General features: G+C 71.7%; 14 protein-coding genes. 13 read left to right on the forward strand and 1 reads right to left on the reverse strand.

Annotated features, from left to right (window positions below; genetic code table 11):
- Positions 1-126: 126 nt before the first annotated feature.
- The 10 genes from ACH4U8_RS04765 to ACH4U8_RS04810 all read left to right on the forward strand — a co-directional run bounded on the left by ACH4U8_RS04765 (position 127) and on the right by ACH4U8_RS04810 (position 11,096).
- Complete coding sequence (locus ACH4U8_RS04765; RefSeq protein WP_395775824.1) at positions 127-879, forward strand: SDR family oxidoreductase; 753 nt, start codon at positions 127-129, stop codon at positions 877-879.
- Positions 876-1,703 (forward strand): SDR family NAD(P)-dependent oxidoreductase, encoded by an 828-nt coding sequence (locus tag ACH4U8_RS04770; protein WP_395775825.1) that lies wholly within the window; start codon positions 876-878, stop codon positions 1,701-1,703. The genes ACH4U8_RS04765 and ACH4U8_RS04770 overlap by 4 nt, the downstream gene beginning before the upstream one ends.
- 321 nt (positions 1,704-2,024) lie before the next feature.
- Positions 2,025-3,269 carry a hypothetical protein gene (locus ACH4U8_RS04775; RefSeq protein ID WP_395775826.1) on the forward strand — a complete coding sequence of 415 codons (1,245 nt, stop codon included), beginning with the start codon at positions 2,025-2,027 and terminating at the stop codon, positions 3,267-3,269.
- On the forward strand, positions 3,266-4,525 hold the full coding sequence (locus tag ACH4U8_RS04780; RefSeq protein ID WP_360319418.1) for an ABC transporter substrate-binding protein: 1,260 nt from the start codon (positions 3,266-3,268) through the stop codon (positions 4,523-4,525). Before ACH4U8_RS04775 ends, ACH4U8_RS04780 begins: the two co-directional genes overlap by 4 nt.
- A gap of 160 nt (positions 4,526-4,685) precedes the next feature.
- Positions 4,686-5,885 carry a helix-turn-helix domain-containing protein gene (locus ACH4U8_RS04785; RefSeq protein WP_360319416.1) on the forward strand — a complete coding sequence of 400 codons (1,200 nt, stop codon included), beginning with the start codon at positions 4,686-4,688 and terminating at the stop codon, positions 5,883-5,885.
- 168 nt (positions 5,886-6,053) lie between these two features.
- On the forward strand, positions 6,054-6,887 hold the full coding sequence (locus ACH4U8_RS04790) for an ABC transporter ATP-binding protein (RefSeq protein ID WP_360319414.1): 834 nt from the start codon (positions 6,054-6,056) through the stop codon (positions 6,885-6,887).
- On the forward strand, positions 6,884-7,744 hold the full coding sequence (locus ACH4U8_RS04795; RefSeq protein ID WP_360319412.1) for an ABC transporter ATP-binding protein: 861 nt from the start codon (positions 6,884-6,886) through the stop codon (positions 7,742-7,744). The genes ACH4U8_RS04790 and ACH4U8_RS04795 overlap by 4 nt, the downstream gene beginning before the upstream one ends.
- Complete coding sequence (locus ACH4U8_RS04800) at positions 7,741-8,631, forward strand: branched-chain amino acid ABC transporter permease (protein ID WP_379990238.1); 891 nt, start codon at positions 7,741-7,743, stop codon at positions 8,629-8,631. The genes ACH4U8_RS04795 and ACH4U8_RS04800 overlap by 4 nt, the downstream gene beginning before the upstream one ends.
- Complete coding sequence (locus ACH4U8_RS04805) at positions 8,624-9,829, forward strand: branched-chain amino acid ABC transporter permease (protein ID WP_395775827.1); 1,206 nt, start codon at positions 8,624-8,626, stop codon at positions 9,827-9,829. Before ACH4U8_RS04800 ends, ACH4U8_RS04805 begins: the two co-directional genes overlap by 8 nt.
- Positions 9,830-9,884: 55 nt before the next feature.
- A complete protein-coding gene (locus ACH4U8_RS04810; RefSeq protein WP_360319474.1) occupies positions 9,885-11,096 on the forward strand; it encodes an ABC transporter substrate-binding protein in 1,212 nt (403 codons plus the stop codon).
- Positions 11,097-11,200: 104 nt separating this feature from the next.
- Here ACH4U8_RS04810 and ACH4U8_RS04815 read toward each other — a convergent pair whose 3' ends face one another.
- On the reverse strand, positions 11,201-11,827 hold the full coding sequence (locus tag ACH4U8_RS04815) for a hypothetical protein (protein ID WP_395775828.1): 627 nt from the start codon (positions 11,825-11,827) through the stop codon (positions 11,201-11,203).
- Between the two features lie 120 nt (positions 11,828-11,947).
- On the opposite strand from ACH4U8_RS04815, the gene ACH4U8_RS04820 reads away from it, so the two are divergent.
- The 3 genes from ACH4U8_RS04820 to ACH4U8_RS04830 all read left to right on the forward strand — a co-directional run bounded on the left by ACH4U8_RS04820 (position 11,948) and on the right by ACH4U8_RS04830 (position 14,861).
- Complete coding sequence (locus ACH4U8_RS04820; protein ID WP_360319406.1) at positions 11,948-12,406, forward strand: MarR family transcriptional regulator; 459 nt, start codon at positions 11,948-11,950, stop codon at positions 12,404-12,406.
- A gap of 110 nt (positions 12,407-12,516) precedes the next feature.
- Positions 12,517-13,809: an acyl-CoA dehydrogenase family protein gene (locus ACH4U8_RS04825; protein ID WP_360319404.1), complete on the forward strand. Its 1,293-nt coding sequence runs from the start codon at positions 12,517-12,519 to the stop codon at positions 13,807-13,809.
- The gene (locus tag ACH4U8_RS04830) at positions 13,806-14,861 is read left to right on the forward strand and encodes a phosphotransferase family protein (protein ID WP_395775829.1); all 1,056 of its coding nucleotides are present in this window, start codon (positions 13,806-13,808) and stop codon (positions 14,859-14,861) included. The genes ACH4U8_RS04825 and ACH4U8_RS04830 overlap by 4 nt, the downstream gene beginning before the upstream one ends.
- Positions 14,862-15,132: the final 271 nt, after the last annotated feature.

A 15,132-nucleotide genomic window follows, 5' to 3' on the forward strand; every position in this document is an offset into this window, starting at 1 on the left:
GGTTGGAGCTGACGCATGGTCAATTGACGGAATCGGTGGTTCCATCGCGCTGTCGATCACCGTTTTCACCGCTTTCCCGCTTCCCGCTTTCCCGGTTTCACCGCGTTCGGAGCACTCGGAGGTCTCGTGAGCAGACGTGTTGCCCTCGTCGTGGGTGCCGACGACGTCGGGGAGGCGGTCGCGCGGCGGCTCGTTCGGGATGGTTACGAGCTGGTTTGGTGCGATCCGGTCGAGCCGGGGTCGGTTGCGGGGCGGATCGCCGAGGGTGGTGGCGATGGTGGTGGCGTGGTGACTCTGGGTGCTTCGCTCGATGTGCTCGATGATCCGGACGACTTCCGGGCCGCCCTGGGCTCGACGTTGCGCGACGCGGGCCACGACGGGGTGGATGTGCTCGTGTACACGCTGGTGTCCGTCGAGGCGTTCGTACCACGCCCGCTGGCCGGCCTGACCGGCGCCGAGTGGCAGCGGCTCGCGGAGGACCCGATACGGCACGGCCTGACCGTGCTCCAGGTCGCCCACGAGGTGCTGGCCCCGCGCCGGGGCCGATTCGTACTGGTCGTGCCCGCCGTCGCGCTCGAAGGCGCCGCCGAGTTGGTCCCGCTGGCCACCGCCGCCGAGACGCTGCGCGCGCTGGCCAAGTCGGCGGCCCGACGCTGGGCGACCGACGGGATCACCGTGAACATCGTCACCCCGGACGTGTTCGCCTACGGCGCGGAACACTTGCGCGGCACGGATGTGGACCGAGGCGAGGCGGTGTTGCCGGGGGCCGGCACGGCGGCGGATGTCGCGGACGCGATGTCGCTGCTGGTGGCGCCTGCGGCGGGGCGGTTGACGGGGACGACTTTGGTCGTGGACGGGGGAGCGCTGATGGCGCCGTGAGCGGGGAGTCGGGTGAGGGCGTGGCCGGGGACACCGGTGGCGGGAGCAAGGACGTGGCCGGGGATGCCGGGGCCGCGCGGGTGGCGTTGGTGACGGGGGCGGCGGCCGGGCTCGGTCGAGGGATCGCGCTCGCCCTGTCGACGGCCGGTTTCACCGTCGTGGTGACCGCGCGCCGACTCGCGGCCGGTGCCGAGGTGGTCGCGGAGATCACCGCGCGCGGCGGCAGCGGGTGGGCGACCGAGTGCGATGTCACCTCGGCGGAGTCGGTACGCGCCGCGATCGAGGCGACCGTGACCCGGTTCGGCCGGCTGGACGCGGTGGTGCACAACGCGACTTCGCGTCGCTCCAGCGAACCGGTGGACTTCGAGCGAGCGCGGCCGCAGTTGTGGCGCGAGCACGCGGACGTCTCGCTCACCGGCTCGTTCACGGTGGCGCACGCGGCCTACCCGCATCTGCGCGAGACCCGGGGGGCGTTGTTGTTGCTGACCTCGCCGGCGGGCATGCGCGGCAGCGCCAACCTGTCCTTCTACGCGGGCGTCAAGGGCGCACAACGCGGCTTCGTCAAGGCGCTCGCCCGCGAGTGGGGCCCGAGCGGCGTGCGGGTCAACGGGCTCGCCCCGCTGGCCGTGACGCCGGCACTGGCATCCGCGTTCGAGGCGGACCCGACCATGGAATCCCGGATCGCGGACAAGGTGCCGATGCGCCGAGTCGGCGACCCGGAAACGGATATCGGCGCACCCGCGGTGTTCTTGTGCGGGGCGGGGTCCCGCTATGTGACCGGGCAGACCCTGATCGTGAACGGGGGACGGGACACGTTCTTGTAGGGCGGACGGGAAGGGCGGCGAGGACACGACCGCGGGGCGAGATCCGAGGCCCGAGTCGGGCGAAACGCCTCGTACCTAGCATGTGTGCGCCTATCGCCACAAGAGTGAACACCATGTGGTAACCGGCCGATCACACGTCTAGCCTGACCGGATCGCCGAGCGGAACGAGGGGGCGCCCGTTCCATGTCCAATACCGCGGCAGTAGCGAGTCGTCGTCCGTCGAGGGGACCGCGACCGCGGTTACCCTCGTCCACGCCGGGGCGATTGGTGGGCCTGGCGCTTTTGGTGGTCCTCGCATTAGCCCCCGTACTGACCCTGTCCGTGTTGATAGCCGACCGATCCGAGGCGACGACGGCCGAGTTGCGTGAGCGTCGGATCCCGGGCGCGCTCGCCCTGGACCAGGCCGCGGCCGCACTGACCGAGGCCGATCGGGCCACCGCGACGAGCCTGGTGTCGGGGGCGTTCTCGCTGACCGGGCCGGGGCAGGACTATCAGGACGCGGTCAAGCGGGCGAACCAGTTCCTGACCCTGGCCGCCGACCTGCACCGCGACGATTCCGGCGCCCGGGCCCGCCTCACCGGTGTCAACGCGCTCATGGTCGAGTACACGATCATGGTCGGCCTGGCCCAGACCGGTGGCGACGGGCCGCTGTCCCTGGCCAACGTGTTCTACGCCTCCGACCTGCGGCGCTCGATCGTGACCAGCCTGTACGAGCAGCGCCGCGCGGACCTGGCGGACATCCGCGAGGCGCGCTCGACCTGGTGGGTGGGCACCTACGTGGCGGTCCCGTTCGGCGCCACCGCGTTCGTGGCCCTGCTGCTCGTACTGATCGCGCACGGCTATCTGCGCCGCCGCTTCCGCCGCCGAATCAGCCCACTGCTGTTGCTCGGCGCCGCCGGACTGGCCGGCCTGATCGCCTGGACCGTGCTGCACGCTCAGACCACGCACGACCGGCTCGCCGAGGGTGCCGGGCGGCGGGTCGCCGAGCAGTCCGCGCTGTGGCAGGCGCGGACCGCCGTGCACGAGGTGGTCGGCACCGCGGCCCTGGACATCGCCTCCGGTGGCATACCGCGCAGCAGCGACGTCAAGGCGGGCCTGACGCTGCGGGATCTGGTCGACCCGCTTCCGTCGGCCGTCGAGATCGAGGCCGTGCGCACCGGGGGCGACCCCCGGTTCGGCGGCCTGATCGCCACCGCGATGGCCGAGGACCGCTCACGGCCGCTGCGCGAGGCGGGTGCTCGGGCGCTCACCGCGCTGACCGCGCTGCGGGCCGCCGCCGAGCGCACCAAGGCCCAGGCGCCGCCGGGTGGCACCCGGGACGGCGGACCGGGAACCGCGTTGTTGACCGGTCGGGCCGCGGACCGGATGTCCGGCGCGGCCGACGACGCCCAGGCGGCGTTGACCGACGCCCTGATCGAGGGCCGCGGGGCGGCCGACGCGGCCTTGACGGAGGCCGCCGACGACGGCGGGCTCACCCTCGGTGGCCCGGTGACATGCGTGGTCGTGCTCGTGCTGAGCGTCGCGGGGTTGCTGATCCGCCGCGTCGAATACGGGAGGCTCCGGTGACCGGAATCGGCAGGTCGAGGTCGGCGTTCGGCGCCCTGCTCCTGGTCGTTGCGGGCTGTGTCCCGGTCGCGTGCTCGACCGGCGAGTCGACTCGGGTGGTGCACGTCCTGGGCACCTGGGAGGACGCCGAGAAACGGGCGTTCGAGGACGTGGTCGCGCCGTTCGAGAAGGACACCGGGATCGACGTGCGCTTCCAGGGCACCCGTGACGTCGCGGCGGTACTGGCCGGCCGAGTGGACGAGGGCGACCCGCCGGAGATCGCCGTACTCAGCTCGCCCGGCGACCTGTTGCACTACGCCAAGACGAACAAACTCGCGCCCCTGGACTGGATCCGGCCGGGATACGCGCCGGAGTGGTTGGCGCCGGGCCGGGTCAACGGGCGGCAGTTGGCGGTGGTTCTCAAGGCCGCGCTCAAGAGCACGATCTGGTACAACCCGGCCAAACTTGCCCGGGTGAGCGAGCCGATACCCACCACGTGGGCGCAACTCCAGTCCACCACCGCGAAGTTGCGCGCCGCCGGGATCACCCCGTGGTGCATGGGGCTGGCCTCCAGCACCACATCGGGCTGGCCGGGTACCGACTGGATCGAGGATCTCGTGCTGGCCCGCTCCGGATCGGACATCTACGACGCCTGGGCGCGAGGCGAACTCTCCTGGCGAGCGCCGGAGATCCGCGCCGCGTGGCAGGCGTGGGGCGCGTTGCCCGGTACGCCGGACACCGTTCCCGGCGGATCGATCGGCACGCTGCTGACCGGGTTCGACAAGTCGGCCGAGGTGCTGGACCCGCGCGGCGGTTGCGTGTTCGACCACCAGGGCTCGTTCATGGCCGGCAACTACGACGCCCGTACCGCGCCCGGCGCCCCGCGCGACTACGACACGTTCGCCTTCCCGGGCTTCGGCACCCCCAGTCCGCGCGAGGTGGCGGGCGACGTCGCGGCGATGTTCCACGAGACCCCGGCAGCCCGGCAATTGCTGACCTACCTCACCGGCACGCCGGCTCAGGAACGGTGGGTCCAGTCGGGCAACGCCCTGTCCCCGGACCGCAACGTCTCCCCCGACGCCTACCGCGACGAGGTGACCAGGCGCCTGGGCACCGCGTTGGCCACCGCCCCCGCGATCCGCTTCGACGCCTCCGACCTGATGCCCACCACGATGCGCAGCGCCTTCCAACGCGCGGTGTCGGCGTACGTCTCCGCCCCGGCGGACCTGGACCGCATCCTGGACGACCTGGACCGGGTGCGAGCCACCGCCTATTGATCGGGCCGGCCGCCGACCCCGTGCCCGGCGGCACCCGATCCCCGCCGGGTTCGAGTGCACATCACAGGTCGGCTGCGGCTGGGACTTGTGCTGTTTGCCGGGGGTCGGGATCTGTCAGGCTGCCCCGGACGGCGTCCTTGGCCTGGTGGGTGGGGGAACGATGGTCGAAGCGGAGTTGTCCGGCGGGTCGGCTCATACCGCGTTGTTGCGGCGGGCGGCTCGGGTGTTGCCGGCGCGGTTGCCGGAGTTGACGGATCGGCTCGTGGCGGAGCTCCAGGCGCTCGAACCCGCGTATCTGGCGGGCGGTGTGCCGCCGGACGAGCTCTGGCAGAGTGCGCACGAGGCGTTGCGGGTCGGCGTGGCGGCGCTCGCGGTGTGGCCTCGCGAGTTGGAGGGCAGCCGGTGGGCTTCCGGGCGGCTGGCCCGGCGGCGGGCCGAGCAAGGCGTGCCGCTGGAGGCGCTGTTGCACGCCTATCGACTCGGCGGGGTGTTGTTGTGGCAGACCCTGGTCGAGGTCGCCGCGGAGCAGGAGCCGGACGAGGTACGGCTGTTGGTGCACGTGGCCACCGACGTGTGGAACTTCGTCGACGGGCATGCCGGTGCGATCGCCGACGCGTATCGGCGCGTGGAGGCCGAGCTGACGAACCGTCATGACGAGCGGGTGCACGCCCTGTTGGACACGCTGTTGGACGGTCGCGCGCCGGCGGCCGACCTCGCCGCCGCGGCTGCCGTGCTGGACCTGCCCGAGCGCGGTCGGTACGCCGTGGTCGCGTTGCGCCATCCGTTCCCCGGTACCGGGGTGCACGACGCGCCTCGGCGGCCGGCGCCGGACGGCGTGCGGGTGGTGTGGCGGGCCCGGATGGAGGGGGAGTTCGCGGTCGTGCTGCTCGGCACCGCGGGGCTGGACGAGGTTGCCGAAACGTTCGGCCCGGCCACCGGATCCCGGGCCGGCATCAGTGCGATCGTCGACGGGCTGGCCGCCCTGGGCCGGGCGCGGCGGCTCGCCGAGATCGCGTTGCGCACCTGTACCGCCGACGGTGAATGCGCCCGTTTGGACGAGCGGTTGCCCGCCGCGCTGGTCGCCTCGCAACCCGATCTGGCGCACGATCTCGCGGCACGGGTACTCGGGCCGATCCTGGCGCTCGACCCGGTGGACCGCGATCTGCTGCTCGGCACGCTCGGCGCGTGGCTCGACTGCGGCGGCTCGGCGGTGCGCGCGGGCCGCCGGTTGTTCTGCCACCGCAACACCGTGCTCAACCGGCTGCGCCGGCTGGAACAACTCACCGGCCGCGAACTGGGCCTCCCCCGCGACCTCGTCGAGCTCGCCCTGGCCCTGGACGCGCACCGCCTGCGCACCTGAAGCGGAGTCGGCGGAAACCATTCGCCGCCTCGCGCCCGCCGGTTCTGTGCCGCTGCACAAGGCCCCACGCGCCGCGTTGGTCGGCTGCCCCGATGTGGCCCGGGTATCTGGACTCCGGTCGCACCCCGTGCTGTGATCGCGGTCACTCCAACAGCGGGGAGGGGTGCGGTGGAATCGGGAGCGCTCCTCGTGGCGGGGCTGGAGGTCGTCTACGGGCGGTCGGTGCGGGCCCTGCGCGGTATTTCGCTCGACGTGCCGCCGAACGGCGTGGTGGCGGTGCTCGGGGCGAACGGGGCCGGCAAGAGCACGTTGCTTCGGGCTGTTTCGGGCACGCTGTCCCTGCAACGGGGCGCGGTCGCCGCGGGCACGATCCACTACGGCGGCGTACGCCTGACCGGTCGCGATCCGGCCGCGATCGTCCGGGCCGGCGTGGTCCAGGTCCCGGAGGGCCGGCGGGTGTTCGCCAATCTCTCGGTGGACGAGAACCTGCAAGCCGGCGCGCTGAGTACACGTGGCCTTCGGCGGGGCAACGGCGGCGCGGCCAGGACCCGGGCCAACCGCGACCGGGTCTTCGAGCTGTTCCCGGTACTGGCCGAACGACGGGCCCAGCGGGCCGGGCTGTTGTCCGGCGGCGAACAACAAATGTTGGCGATCGGGCGGGCGTTGATGGCCGCGCCGCGCCTGTTGCTGCTCGACGAACCCTCGCTCGGTCTGGCGCCGATGATGGTCGGCCGGATCGCGGGCGTGATTCGGGAGATCGCCGCCCAGGGCGTGGCCGTTCTGCTCGTCGAGCAGAACGTGACGGTCGCGCTCGACCTCGCCGACAAGGCCTACGTGCTCGACGTCGGCGAGGTGCGACTCGCCGGTTCCTCGACCGACCTGGCGCGCACCGACGAGGTGCGCCGGTTGTACCTCGGCGAGGAGGAGGCGGTGGGCCCGGACACCGCTGCGGCGCCCGCCCGGCCGACCCCGCGCAAGCCGCTCCGGAGGTGGGTCGGATGACCGTCGGCCAGGCCGAGACCGCCCGGGCGGCGGAGTTCGAAGTCCCCGAACTGACCGTACGCGCGATCACCGTGCGCTTCGCCGGCCTGGTCGCGCTGGACGCGGTCGGCTTCACCGTCGCACCGGGCTCGATCCACGCGGTGATCGGCCCGAACGGTGCGGGCAAGTCGACCTGCTTCAACGTGCTTTCCGGCGTCTACCGGGCCGATCGCGGCACGGTGCACCTGGGCGGGCACGAGCTGACCCGGCTGCCGCCGCATCGCATCGCCGCGCTCGGCCTGGCCCGTACCTTCCAGAACATCGTGCTCACCCGGGGCACCGTCGCGGACAACCTGCTGCTGGGTCGGCACGTATTGACCCGTTCCGGGTTCGCGGCCACCGCGCTGCACCTGCCCCGGGTGGTCCGCGAGCAGCGACGTCATCGTGAACGGGCCCGGGAAATCGCCGAGTTCATGCATCTGGGCCAGGTCTTCGACGCGCCCGTGGGGCTGTTGCCGTACGGCATGCGCAAGCGGGTCGAGATGGCCCGCGCGTTGTGCATGGAGCCCAAGGTGCTGCTCCTGGACGAGCCGGTGGCCGGGATGAACGCCGAGGAACGGACCGAGACCGCCGAGGCGATCGCCTCGATCCGGGAGTCGCTGGGCATTTCGATCGTGCTGGTGGAGCACGACATGGGCCTGGTGATGCGGATCGCCGACGAGGTGACCGTGCTCGACTTCGGCCGCCGGATCGCCGGCGGTGTGCCCGCCGACGTCCAGCGCGACCCGGCGGTGATCCGCGCCTACCTCGGCACCGGCGAGGAAACGGAAGCGGCCGCGGCAACCGACGCCGGGAACGACCGGGAGGTCCCGACATGACCAAGCTCGCCGAGATCCTCCTCAACGGCTTCGCCCTCGGGTCCGTGTACGCGCTGATCGCGCTGGGGTTCGTGGTCATCTTCAAGGCATCCGGGGTGATCAACTTCGCGCACGCGTCGTTGCTGCTGCTCGGCGGATTCACCGTCGCCAAGCTGCACGACGACCTCGGCTTCGCCCTCGCGCTGCTTGCCGCGGTGCTGGTGACGGCCGCCGTGGCGGGCCTGGTCGAGGTGTTGTTCATCCGGGGCCTGGGTCGCACCGAGGTACACACCCTGACCATCCTCACCATCGGCGTGGACATCCTGCTGACCACCGAACTCACCCGTCGGATCGGCTCGGACGTGCTGAGCCTGGGCGATCCGTGGAAGGCCGGCGTGCGGGACTGGGGCGGCGTGCACATCGCCGACGCGCGGATCGCGTGCATCGTGGTCGCGGTGGTGTTGATCGGCACGTTCTTCGCGGCGTTCCGGTTCACCGCGTGGGGCCTGTCGATGCGTGCCGCCGCCGAGGACCGGGAGGCCGCCGCGCTGATGGGCATCCGGCTGGGCCGGATCCAGCTCACCGCGTGGTGCGTCGCGGGCGCCCTGGCCGCGGTGGCGGCGGTGTTCCTGGCCGCGTTCCCGTCCGCCGGCCTGGATCGCTCCACCGGCCAGATCGCACTGGCCGCGTTCCCGGCGGCGATCCTGGGCGGGATGGATTCGGCCGCCGGCGCGCTGGTCGGCAGCCTGGTGGTGGGGCTGACCGCAGCGCTGATGGCGGGCTACCAGAGCGACATGACCTGGCTGGGCGCCAACCTCGGCGATGTCGCCCCCTACGTCGTGATGTTGCTCGTGCTGATCTGGCGGCCGACCGGCCTGCTCGGCTCGAAGGAGCGTGCCCGTGTCTGACCGCGTGTCCACGACGGTGCCCGCGGCGACGCCGCCCGCGCGGCACGCCTCGACCGCCGCGCCGGGGCTGCGCGGGTGGGCCGGGCCCGGCGCGGTGACGGCGGTGGTGCTGGTCCTGCTGGTGCTGCCGTTCTACGTGACCGCGTTCTGGTTGCAGACCGGCTTGTTCGCGATGGCCGCCGCGATCGGCGCGATCGGGCTGAACCTGCTGTCCGGCACCACCGGGCAACTCTCGCTCGGGCACGCCTTCTTCCTCGCCTGTGGCGCGTACGGCTACGTGTGGTTCGCGGGCGACTCGGGCAGGGTCGGCGTGCAACGGCTCAGCGGATTGGGTCTGCCGCCGCTGCTCGCGCTGGTGCTCGCGGTGTTGCTGACCGGCATCGTGGGAGGCCTGTTCAGCCCGATCTCCGGCCGGCTGCGCGGGATGTACCTGGGCGTGGCCACGCTGGCCCTGGTGTTCATCGGCCACCACGTCATGCTCAACGCCAAGTCGGTGACCGGCGGCTTCAACGGGCGCTCGGTCACCCCGATGGAGTTCGGCGGCTTCACGCTCACCGACGGCGACCCGGACGGCCTCGAAGTACTCGGCATCCCGTTCGGACAACTGGAGCGGCTGTGGTACTTCGCGCTGGTGCTGGTCCTGGTCGCCGCCCTGACCGCGCGCAACCTGCTGCGCGGCCGTCCGGGCCGGGCGCTGGGCGCGGTGCGCGACAGCGAGATCGCCGCCGCCGTCATGGGAGTTCCGGTGGCCCGCTACCGCTCGGCGGCGTTCGTGGTGTCGTCGATGTACGCGGGTCTCGCGGGCGCGCTGCTGGCGATGATCTTCAACCGTGTGGTGCCCGACTACTTCGGGCTCGCGTTGTCCATCGACTACCTCGCGATGATCGTGATCGGCGGTCTCGGCTCGGTCACCGGCGCCGTGGTGGGCGCGGCGTTCGTGACCGTGTTGCCGCAGGTGTTGAGCAAGTACGCGGACACGCTGCCGCTGGTGGTGGCGCCGGGCAGCCCGGATTCCGGGGTGGGCCCCGGTGAGGCCGCGCGCTACCTGTACGGCGCGGCGATCGTGCTCGTCCTGCTGTTCGCGCCCGGCGGCCTGGTGGGCCTGCTGCGCGGTCGGCCCGGCGGCGTTCCCACCGGCCGCCGCACCGTACGACTGGGACGTACCAAGGGCTCCATCCGTACCGGCTCGAAGGGGTAACACAGTGAGGCTCCGGAATGGCGTGCGTGTGGGGGCGGCGCTCGCGGCGCTCGTAATGGCCGCGACGGCGTGCAGTACCAAGGGCGACGACGACAAGAAGGACAAGCAGTCCGGTGGAGTCAAGACCGGGCCCGGGATCACCGACACCACCATCACGCTCGGCGCGCTGACCGACCTGTCCGGTCCGTACGCGCCACTGGGCAAGAGCATCGTCAACGCGCAACAGCTCTACGTGGACGAGGTCAACGCACAGGGCGGGATCTGCGGGCGCAAGCTCGCCGTCACGGTCCGCGATCACGGCTACGACGTGCAGAAGGCGGTGGCCGCCTACACCGAGATCAAGGGCGGCGTGGCGGGCTTCCCGCAGGTGATCGGCTCGGCCGTGGTCACCGCGTTGCAGGACAGTCTGAAACAGGATCAGATCCTGACCTTCCCGCAGGCGTGGGCCGCGACGCTGCTCAATCGGCGCGAGATCCAGATCGTCGGGACCACCTACGACATCGACATGATCAACGCGATGGACTTCCTGGGACAGGCCGCCCAGCTCAAGTCCGGGGACAAGGTCGGGCACGTCTACTTCGAGGGCGAGTACGGCGAGAACGCCCTGGCGGGTGCCAAGTTCGCGGCCGGCAAGCTCGGCGTGCAGGTGGTCGAGCAGAAGATCAAGGCGACCGACACCGACCTGACCGCGCAGATCGCCGCGCTGCGCGGCGCCGGCGTCAAGGCGATCCTGATCAGCGCCGGGCCGACGCAGACCGCGACCCTGGTCGGTTTCGGCGCCGTGGCCGGCCTGCGGGTGCCGGTGCTCACCAGTGCGCCGGGCTTCCACCCCCAGGTGATGGCCAGTGCCGCGGCGGGTGCGCTGGAACAACTGCTGTACGTGGTCAGTTCGGCGCCCGCGATGGGGGCCGACATCCCGGCGGTGAAGAAGCTGGCCGCGGACTACAAGGCCAAGTACCCGGACGGGACGATCGATCAGGGTGTGATCTCCGGGTACAACTCGATGAAGATCTTCGGCGAGGACCTCAAGGCGGCGTGCGCCAAGAAGGACCTGTCGCACGCCGGGATCATCGCCGCGCACCGGGAGCAGAAGCAGATGGACACCGGGCTCGGCGCGCCGCAGGACTTCTCCGACCCGACCAAGCCGGCGTCCTACAAGTCGTACATCCTCAAGCCGAGCAAGACCGTGCCGGGCAACCTGGTGGTGGCCAAGGACGCCTTCGAGGTGCCGGCGGTGCACGAGTACAAGCTGCCCGCGGCGGGCTAGGTGTGTTGACCCGTCCGGCGTGACGGCCCCGAGGCGCGCCGGTCTCGGGGCTGCGGCCACCCGGGACCCGGGAGTCAGGGCACCCGGGTCCCGGGGCGGCGGCTTCAGGGCCGCTCGTGCCTGCGGCGGCCGGGGATCGGGCCGGACGGGCCCGGGACGGGCCGGAAGGTCAGGGTGATCCGGGCCCCCGGGCGCCCGGTGGCGTCGGCCGTCAACGAGGCGCCGGTGAGGGTGTCCAGGCGCGCGGTACCGGTGCCGGCGTGTGCGGCGATGCTCGGCCGGGCCCGGACCGCCGCCAACGGGCCGTCGGGGCCGGTCATCCGGCTGGTCGGCCCGCCGTTGTGATGCAGTTCCACCACGCCGGGCCCCAGCACCAGGTATTGCAGCTCGCGCGCCTGCACCCGGCACGCGACCACCGACGCGGCCGGGGTGGCCTCGTGCGCGAGGTCGCAACGAGCCCCGTGCAGCGCGGCGGTCTCGGCGATGGTGTCCGCCAGGCAGGCGGTGATGCCCCGATCCGGGCGATCGGTCAACCGGGCCAGCAGGTGCACGCCCAGCCGGCGCAGGAACCAGTCCATGCCGTGCCCACACCCGCCCACCGGCCCGGTGGACGCGGCGGCCACCACGACGGCGGCCTCGGGCGTGGTGAGCGCGAACGCGCGCTCTGCGGAATCGTTTCGCGGGTCGACGACGACCACCTCGGCATGCACGAAGATCAGTGTTGGGGACAAGGGCCCGATCGGGACAGGGGTGCGCGAACGATTGGCTCGAACGTGCGGCCGGCGGCCCGGGTTCGACCGGTGTATCGGGCGCGTGTCGGTGCCGCGTCGCGCGGCCGTACGCTGACGCCCATGACCGACGTGGAGAGCCGACGCAGGATCAACGAGGCGATCAGCTCGATCCGCAGACTGATGAGCAGCCGCCGGCTGGACGCCCTGCACGTGGAGCGCTCCGGTGTGCCGCTCAGCCTGGTCGCGATCGGCGTGCTGCATCGCATCATCGACTTCGGCCCGATCCGACCGACCGAGCTGGCCGAGCGCGCCGACATCCAACCGGCCGCGCTGAGTCGGCAGATCCGGATCCTGGAGGAGGGCGGCTACACGGTCCGGGTCACCGCCCCCGACGACGGCCGGGTGGCGCTGCTGGAGGCCACCGAGCACGGGCGCGAGGCGTACCGGCTGTTCGTCGCGGCCAACGACGCGATGCTGGCCCGGCAGTTGGCCGACTGGACGGCCGAGGAACTCACCGACCTGGCCGACCGCATGCAACGCTTGGTCGCGGATCTGCGCGGGCCGCTCGACGAGGAGTGACGACGGGTCGGCTCGGACCGGCCCGCGGTCGCAGCGGATCGGCCGGGCGGAAGTCACTGCCCGCCGACAAGATGATTGACCTTGTTAACTATCCGGATTAACGTCCGGCCATGGCATGGGAATTCAGCACCGATCCGGACGTCGCGGCCGAACTCGACTGGATCCGTCGGCTCGTGGTCGACGAGATCGAACCGCTCGACCTGGTCCGCACCCGAATGAGCCCGGAGAACTGGCGGGCCGTCACCGAACCGCTCAAGCAGGCGGTCAAGGACCGCGGCCTATGGGCCGCACACCTGGATCCGGCGTTGGGCGGCGGCGGCTTCGGCCAGGTACGGCTGGCCCTGATGCACGAGATCCTCGGCCGATCCCCCTCCGCGCCCGCGATCTTCGGCAACCAGGCGCCGGACTCGGGCAACGGCGAACTGCTCGCGGTGGGCGCGACCGACGCCCAGAAGGAGCGCTGGTTGTGGCCGCTCCTGGCAGGCCGGCTGACCAGTTCGTTCTCGCTGACCGAGCCGCATACCGCCGGCTCCGATCCGACCGGCATCCGGACCCGGGCGGTGCGCGACGGTGACGAGTGGGTGCTCGACGGGCACAAGTGGTTCGCCTCCAACGCGCGCCGCGCGGACTTCGTGCTGGTCTTCGCGGTCACCGACCCCGATGCCGAACCACACCGCCGGGCCTCGATGTTCGTGGTCGAACGGGACACCCCGGGGATGCGGATCGTGCGCGACGTGCACACCATGCACCACCCCTACGACGGCCCCGCGACCCGCAACCTGGGCGGCCACGCGGAGATCCGGTTCGAGGGCTGCCGGGTGCCCCACGCCCACCTGATCGGCGCGCCCGGCGACGCGTTCACACTCGCCCAGAAGCGGCTCAACGGCGGCCGGATCCACCACACGATGCGCTGGATCGGCCAGTGCCGACGGGCCTTCGACATGCTCTGCGAACGGGCCCTGTCCCGGCACTCGCACGGCCGGTTGTTGGCCGAGCACCAACTCGTGCAGCAGATGGTGACCAAGTCCACGATCGAGATCGAGGCGCTGCGCCTGATGACCCTCAAGGCCGCGTGGACCTGGGACCACGAGGGCCCGAAGGCGGCCCGGCAGGCGGTCTCCGAGGTCAAGTACTGGGGTGCGCAGGTGTTGCACGACGTGGTGGACCGGGCGATCCAGGTGCACGGCGCGCTGGGCTACTCGACCGACCTGCCGCTGGAGGAGATGTACCGCCTCGCCCGCAACTTCCGGTTGTCCGACGGGGCGGACGAGGTGCACGTCGCGCAGGTCGCCAAGCTCGCGCTGCGCGGCCACAGCGCGGTGGAGGGTTGGCCCAGCGAGCACATCCCGACCCGGCGGGCGGTCGCGGAGCAGCGCTACGCGACCTGGCTGGATCTGCCGTGACGGCCGGGGTGGCGACGCCGGGGTCGGCGGAACTGCGGGCGTTCACCGCGTGGTCGGTGGGTCGCGGTGTGCTGGCGCCCGGGGTCGAGGTGGTGGTGGAGCCGCTGACCGGCGGCTCGTCCAATCCCACGTATCGGGTCCGGGGCGGCGGTGCCGATCTGGTGCTGCGCACGCCGCCCGCGCGCGGCGGACTGCCCACCGCGCACGACATGGACCGCGAATACCGGTTCCAGGCCGCGTTGGCGGACGGCGCGGTACCGGTGGCGCCGATGGTCGCGCTGTGTTCGGACCCGACGGTGATCGGTACGCCGTTCTATCTGATGAATCGACTGGACGGGGTCGTACACGCCCGCGCCGAGACGGTACGGGAGTTGCCCGCACACACCGCCGGGGCGATCGGGTGTGCGCTGGCCCGGACCCTGGCCGTGCTGCACGCGGTGGATCCGGTCGCGGTGGGGCTGGCCGAGTACGCCCGGCCGGAGCCCTATCCGGTACGCCAGTTGCGCCGCTGGCAACGGCAGTGGACGACCTCCGGCGCGGATCCGGCACCCGCGGTCGACGAGGTGCTGGCCGCGCTGGCCGCACTGACGCCGCCGGCGGGTCCGGAACGGATCGTGCACGGCGACTACAACCTGGCGAACGTGATGTACGAACGGGCCCGCCCCGAACGGGTGCTCGCGGTGCTCGACTGGGAGATGGCCACGCTCGGCCCGCCCGAAGCGGATCTGGGCCAGTTGCTCGCGTACTGGGGACCGGCGGGCCGGCTGTTGTTCGCCGAGCGCGGTGGACATCTGCCGGACGCCAACCCGGGGTTGCCCACGGCCCGCGAACTGGTCGCCCAATACCGCGCGGCCACCGCCGAGCAGGGCCCGGCCATCGAGCTGAGTATCCGTCATATCCCGTTCTGGGAAGCCTTCGCGGTGATCAAGCTGGCGATCGTCTGCGCGGGTGCGCTGCGTCGCGGCACGAATGCGTCGGGTGCGCGTCGAGCGCGAATCGGGTCGCTGGTAACCGGTTTGGCAGACATTGCCCGGGACACGCTGGAGGAGTGAGGTTCCGCCCGGAACGAACCCCGAATATAGGGACAAATACCTCGATGGTTGTGCGCAGAAAAGTAAAATTCTCAAGAACTTCACTCCGGATACGCATGAGTAGCCGGTTGAGGGGCCAAGATTGCAAGTGTTCGCCAGGGAGCGTGGCGAACACTTCGAGACGAGGCGGGCCCGGCCGGGGCGGGCCCGCGTCGTCCCGCTTGTTGGGCGCCTTCGGCGCCGGCTCGCGAGGCACCACTTTTTTGCTCCGTCGCTGACGCTCCTCCGCGAA

Origin of the sequence: Embleya sp. NPDC020886, from assembly GCF_044333915.1 — a bacterium.
Classification (GTDB): domain Bacteria; phylum Actinomycetota; class Actinomycetes; order Streptomycetales; family Streptomycetaceae; genus Embleya.

Coding starts and splice junctions, on each gene's coding strand:
- ACH4U8_RS04785 (WP_360319416.1), top strand. CDS start 4,686: ATGGTCGAAGCGGAGTTGTCCGGCGGGTCGGCTCATACCGCGTTGTTG.
- ACH4U8_RS04795 (WP_360319412.1), top strand. CDS start 6,884: ATGACCGTCGGCCAGGCCGAGACCGCCCGGGCGGCGGAGTTCGAAGTC.
- ACH4U8_RS04800 (WP_379990238.1), top strand. CDS start 7,741: ATGACCAAGCTCGCCGAGATCCTCCTCAACGGCTTCGCCCTCGGGTCC.
- ACH4U8_RS04810 (WP_360319474.1), top strand. CDS start 9,885: ATGGCCGCGACGGCGTGCAGTACCAAGGGCGACGACGACAAGAAGGAC.
- ACH4U8_RS04820 (WP_360319406.1), top strand. CDS start 11,948: ATGACCGACGTGGAGAGCCGACGCAGGATCAACGAGGCGATCAGCTCG.
- ACH4U8_RS04825 (WP_360319404.1), top strand. CDS start 12,517: ATGGCATGGGAATTCAGCACCGATCCGGACGTCGCGGCCGAACTCGAC.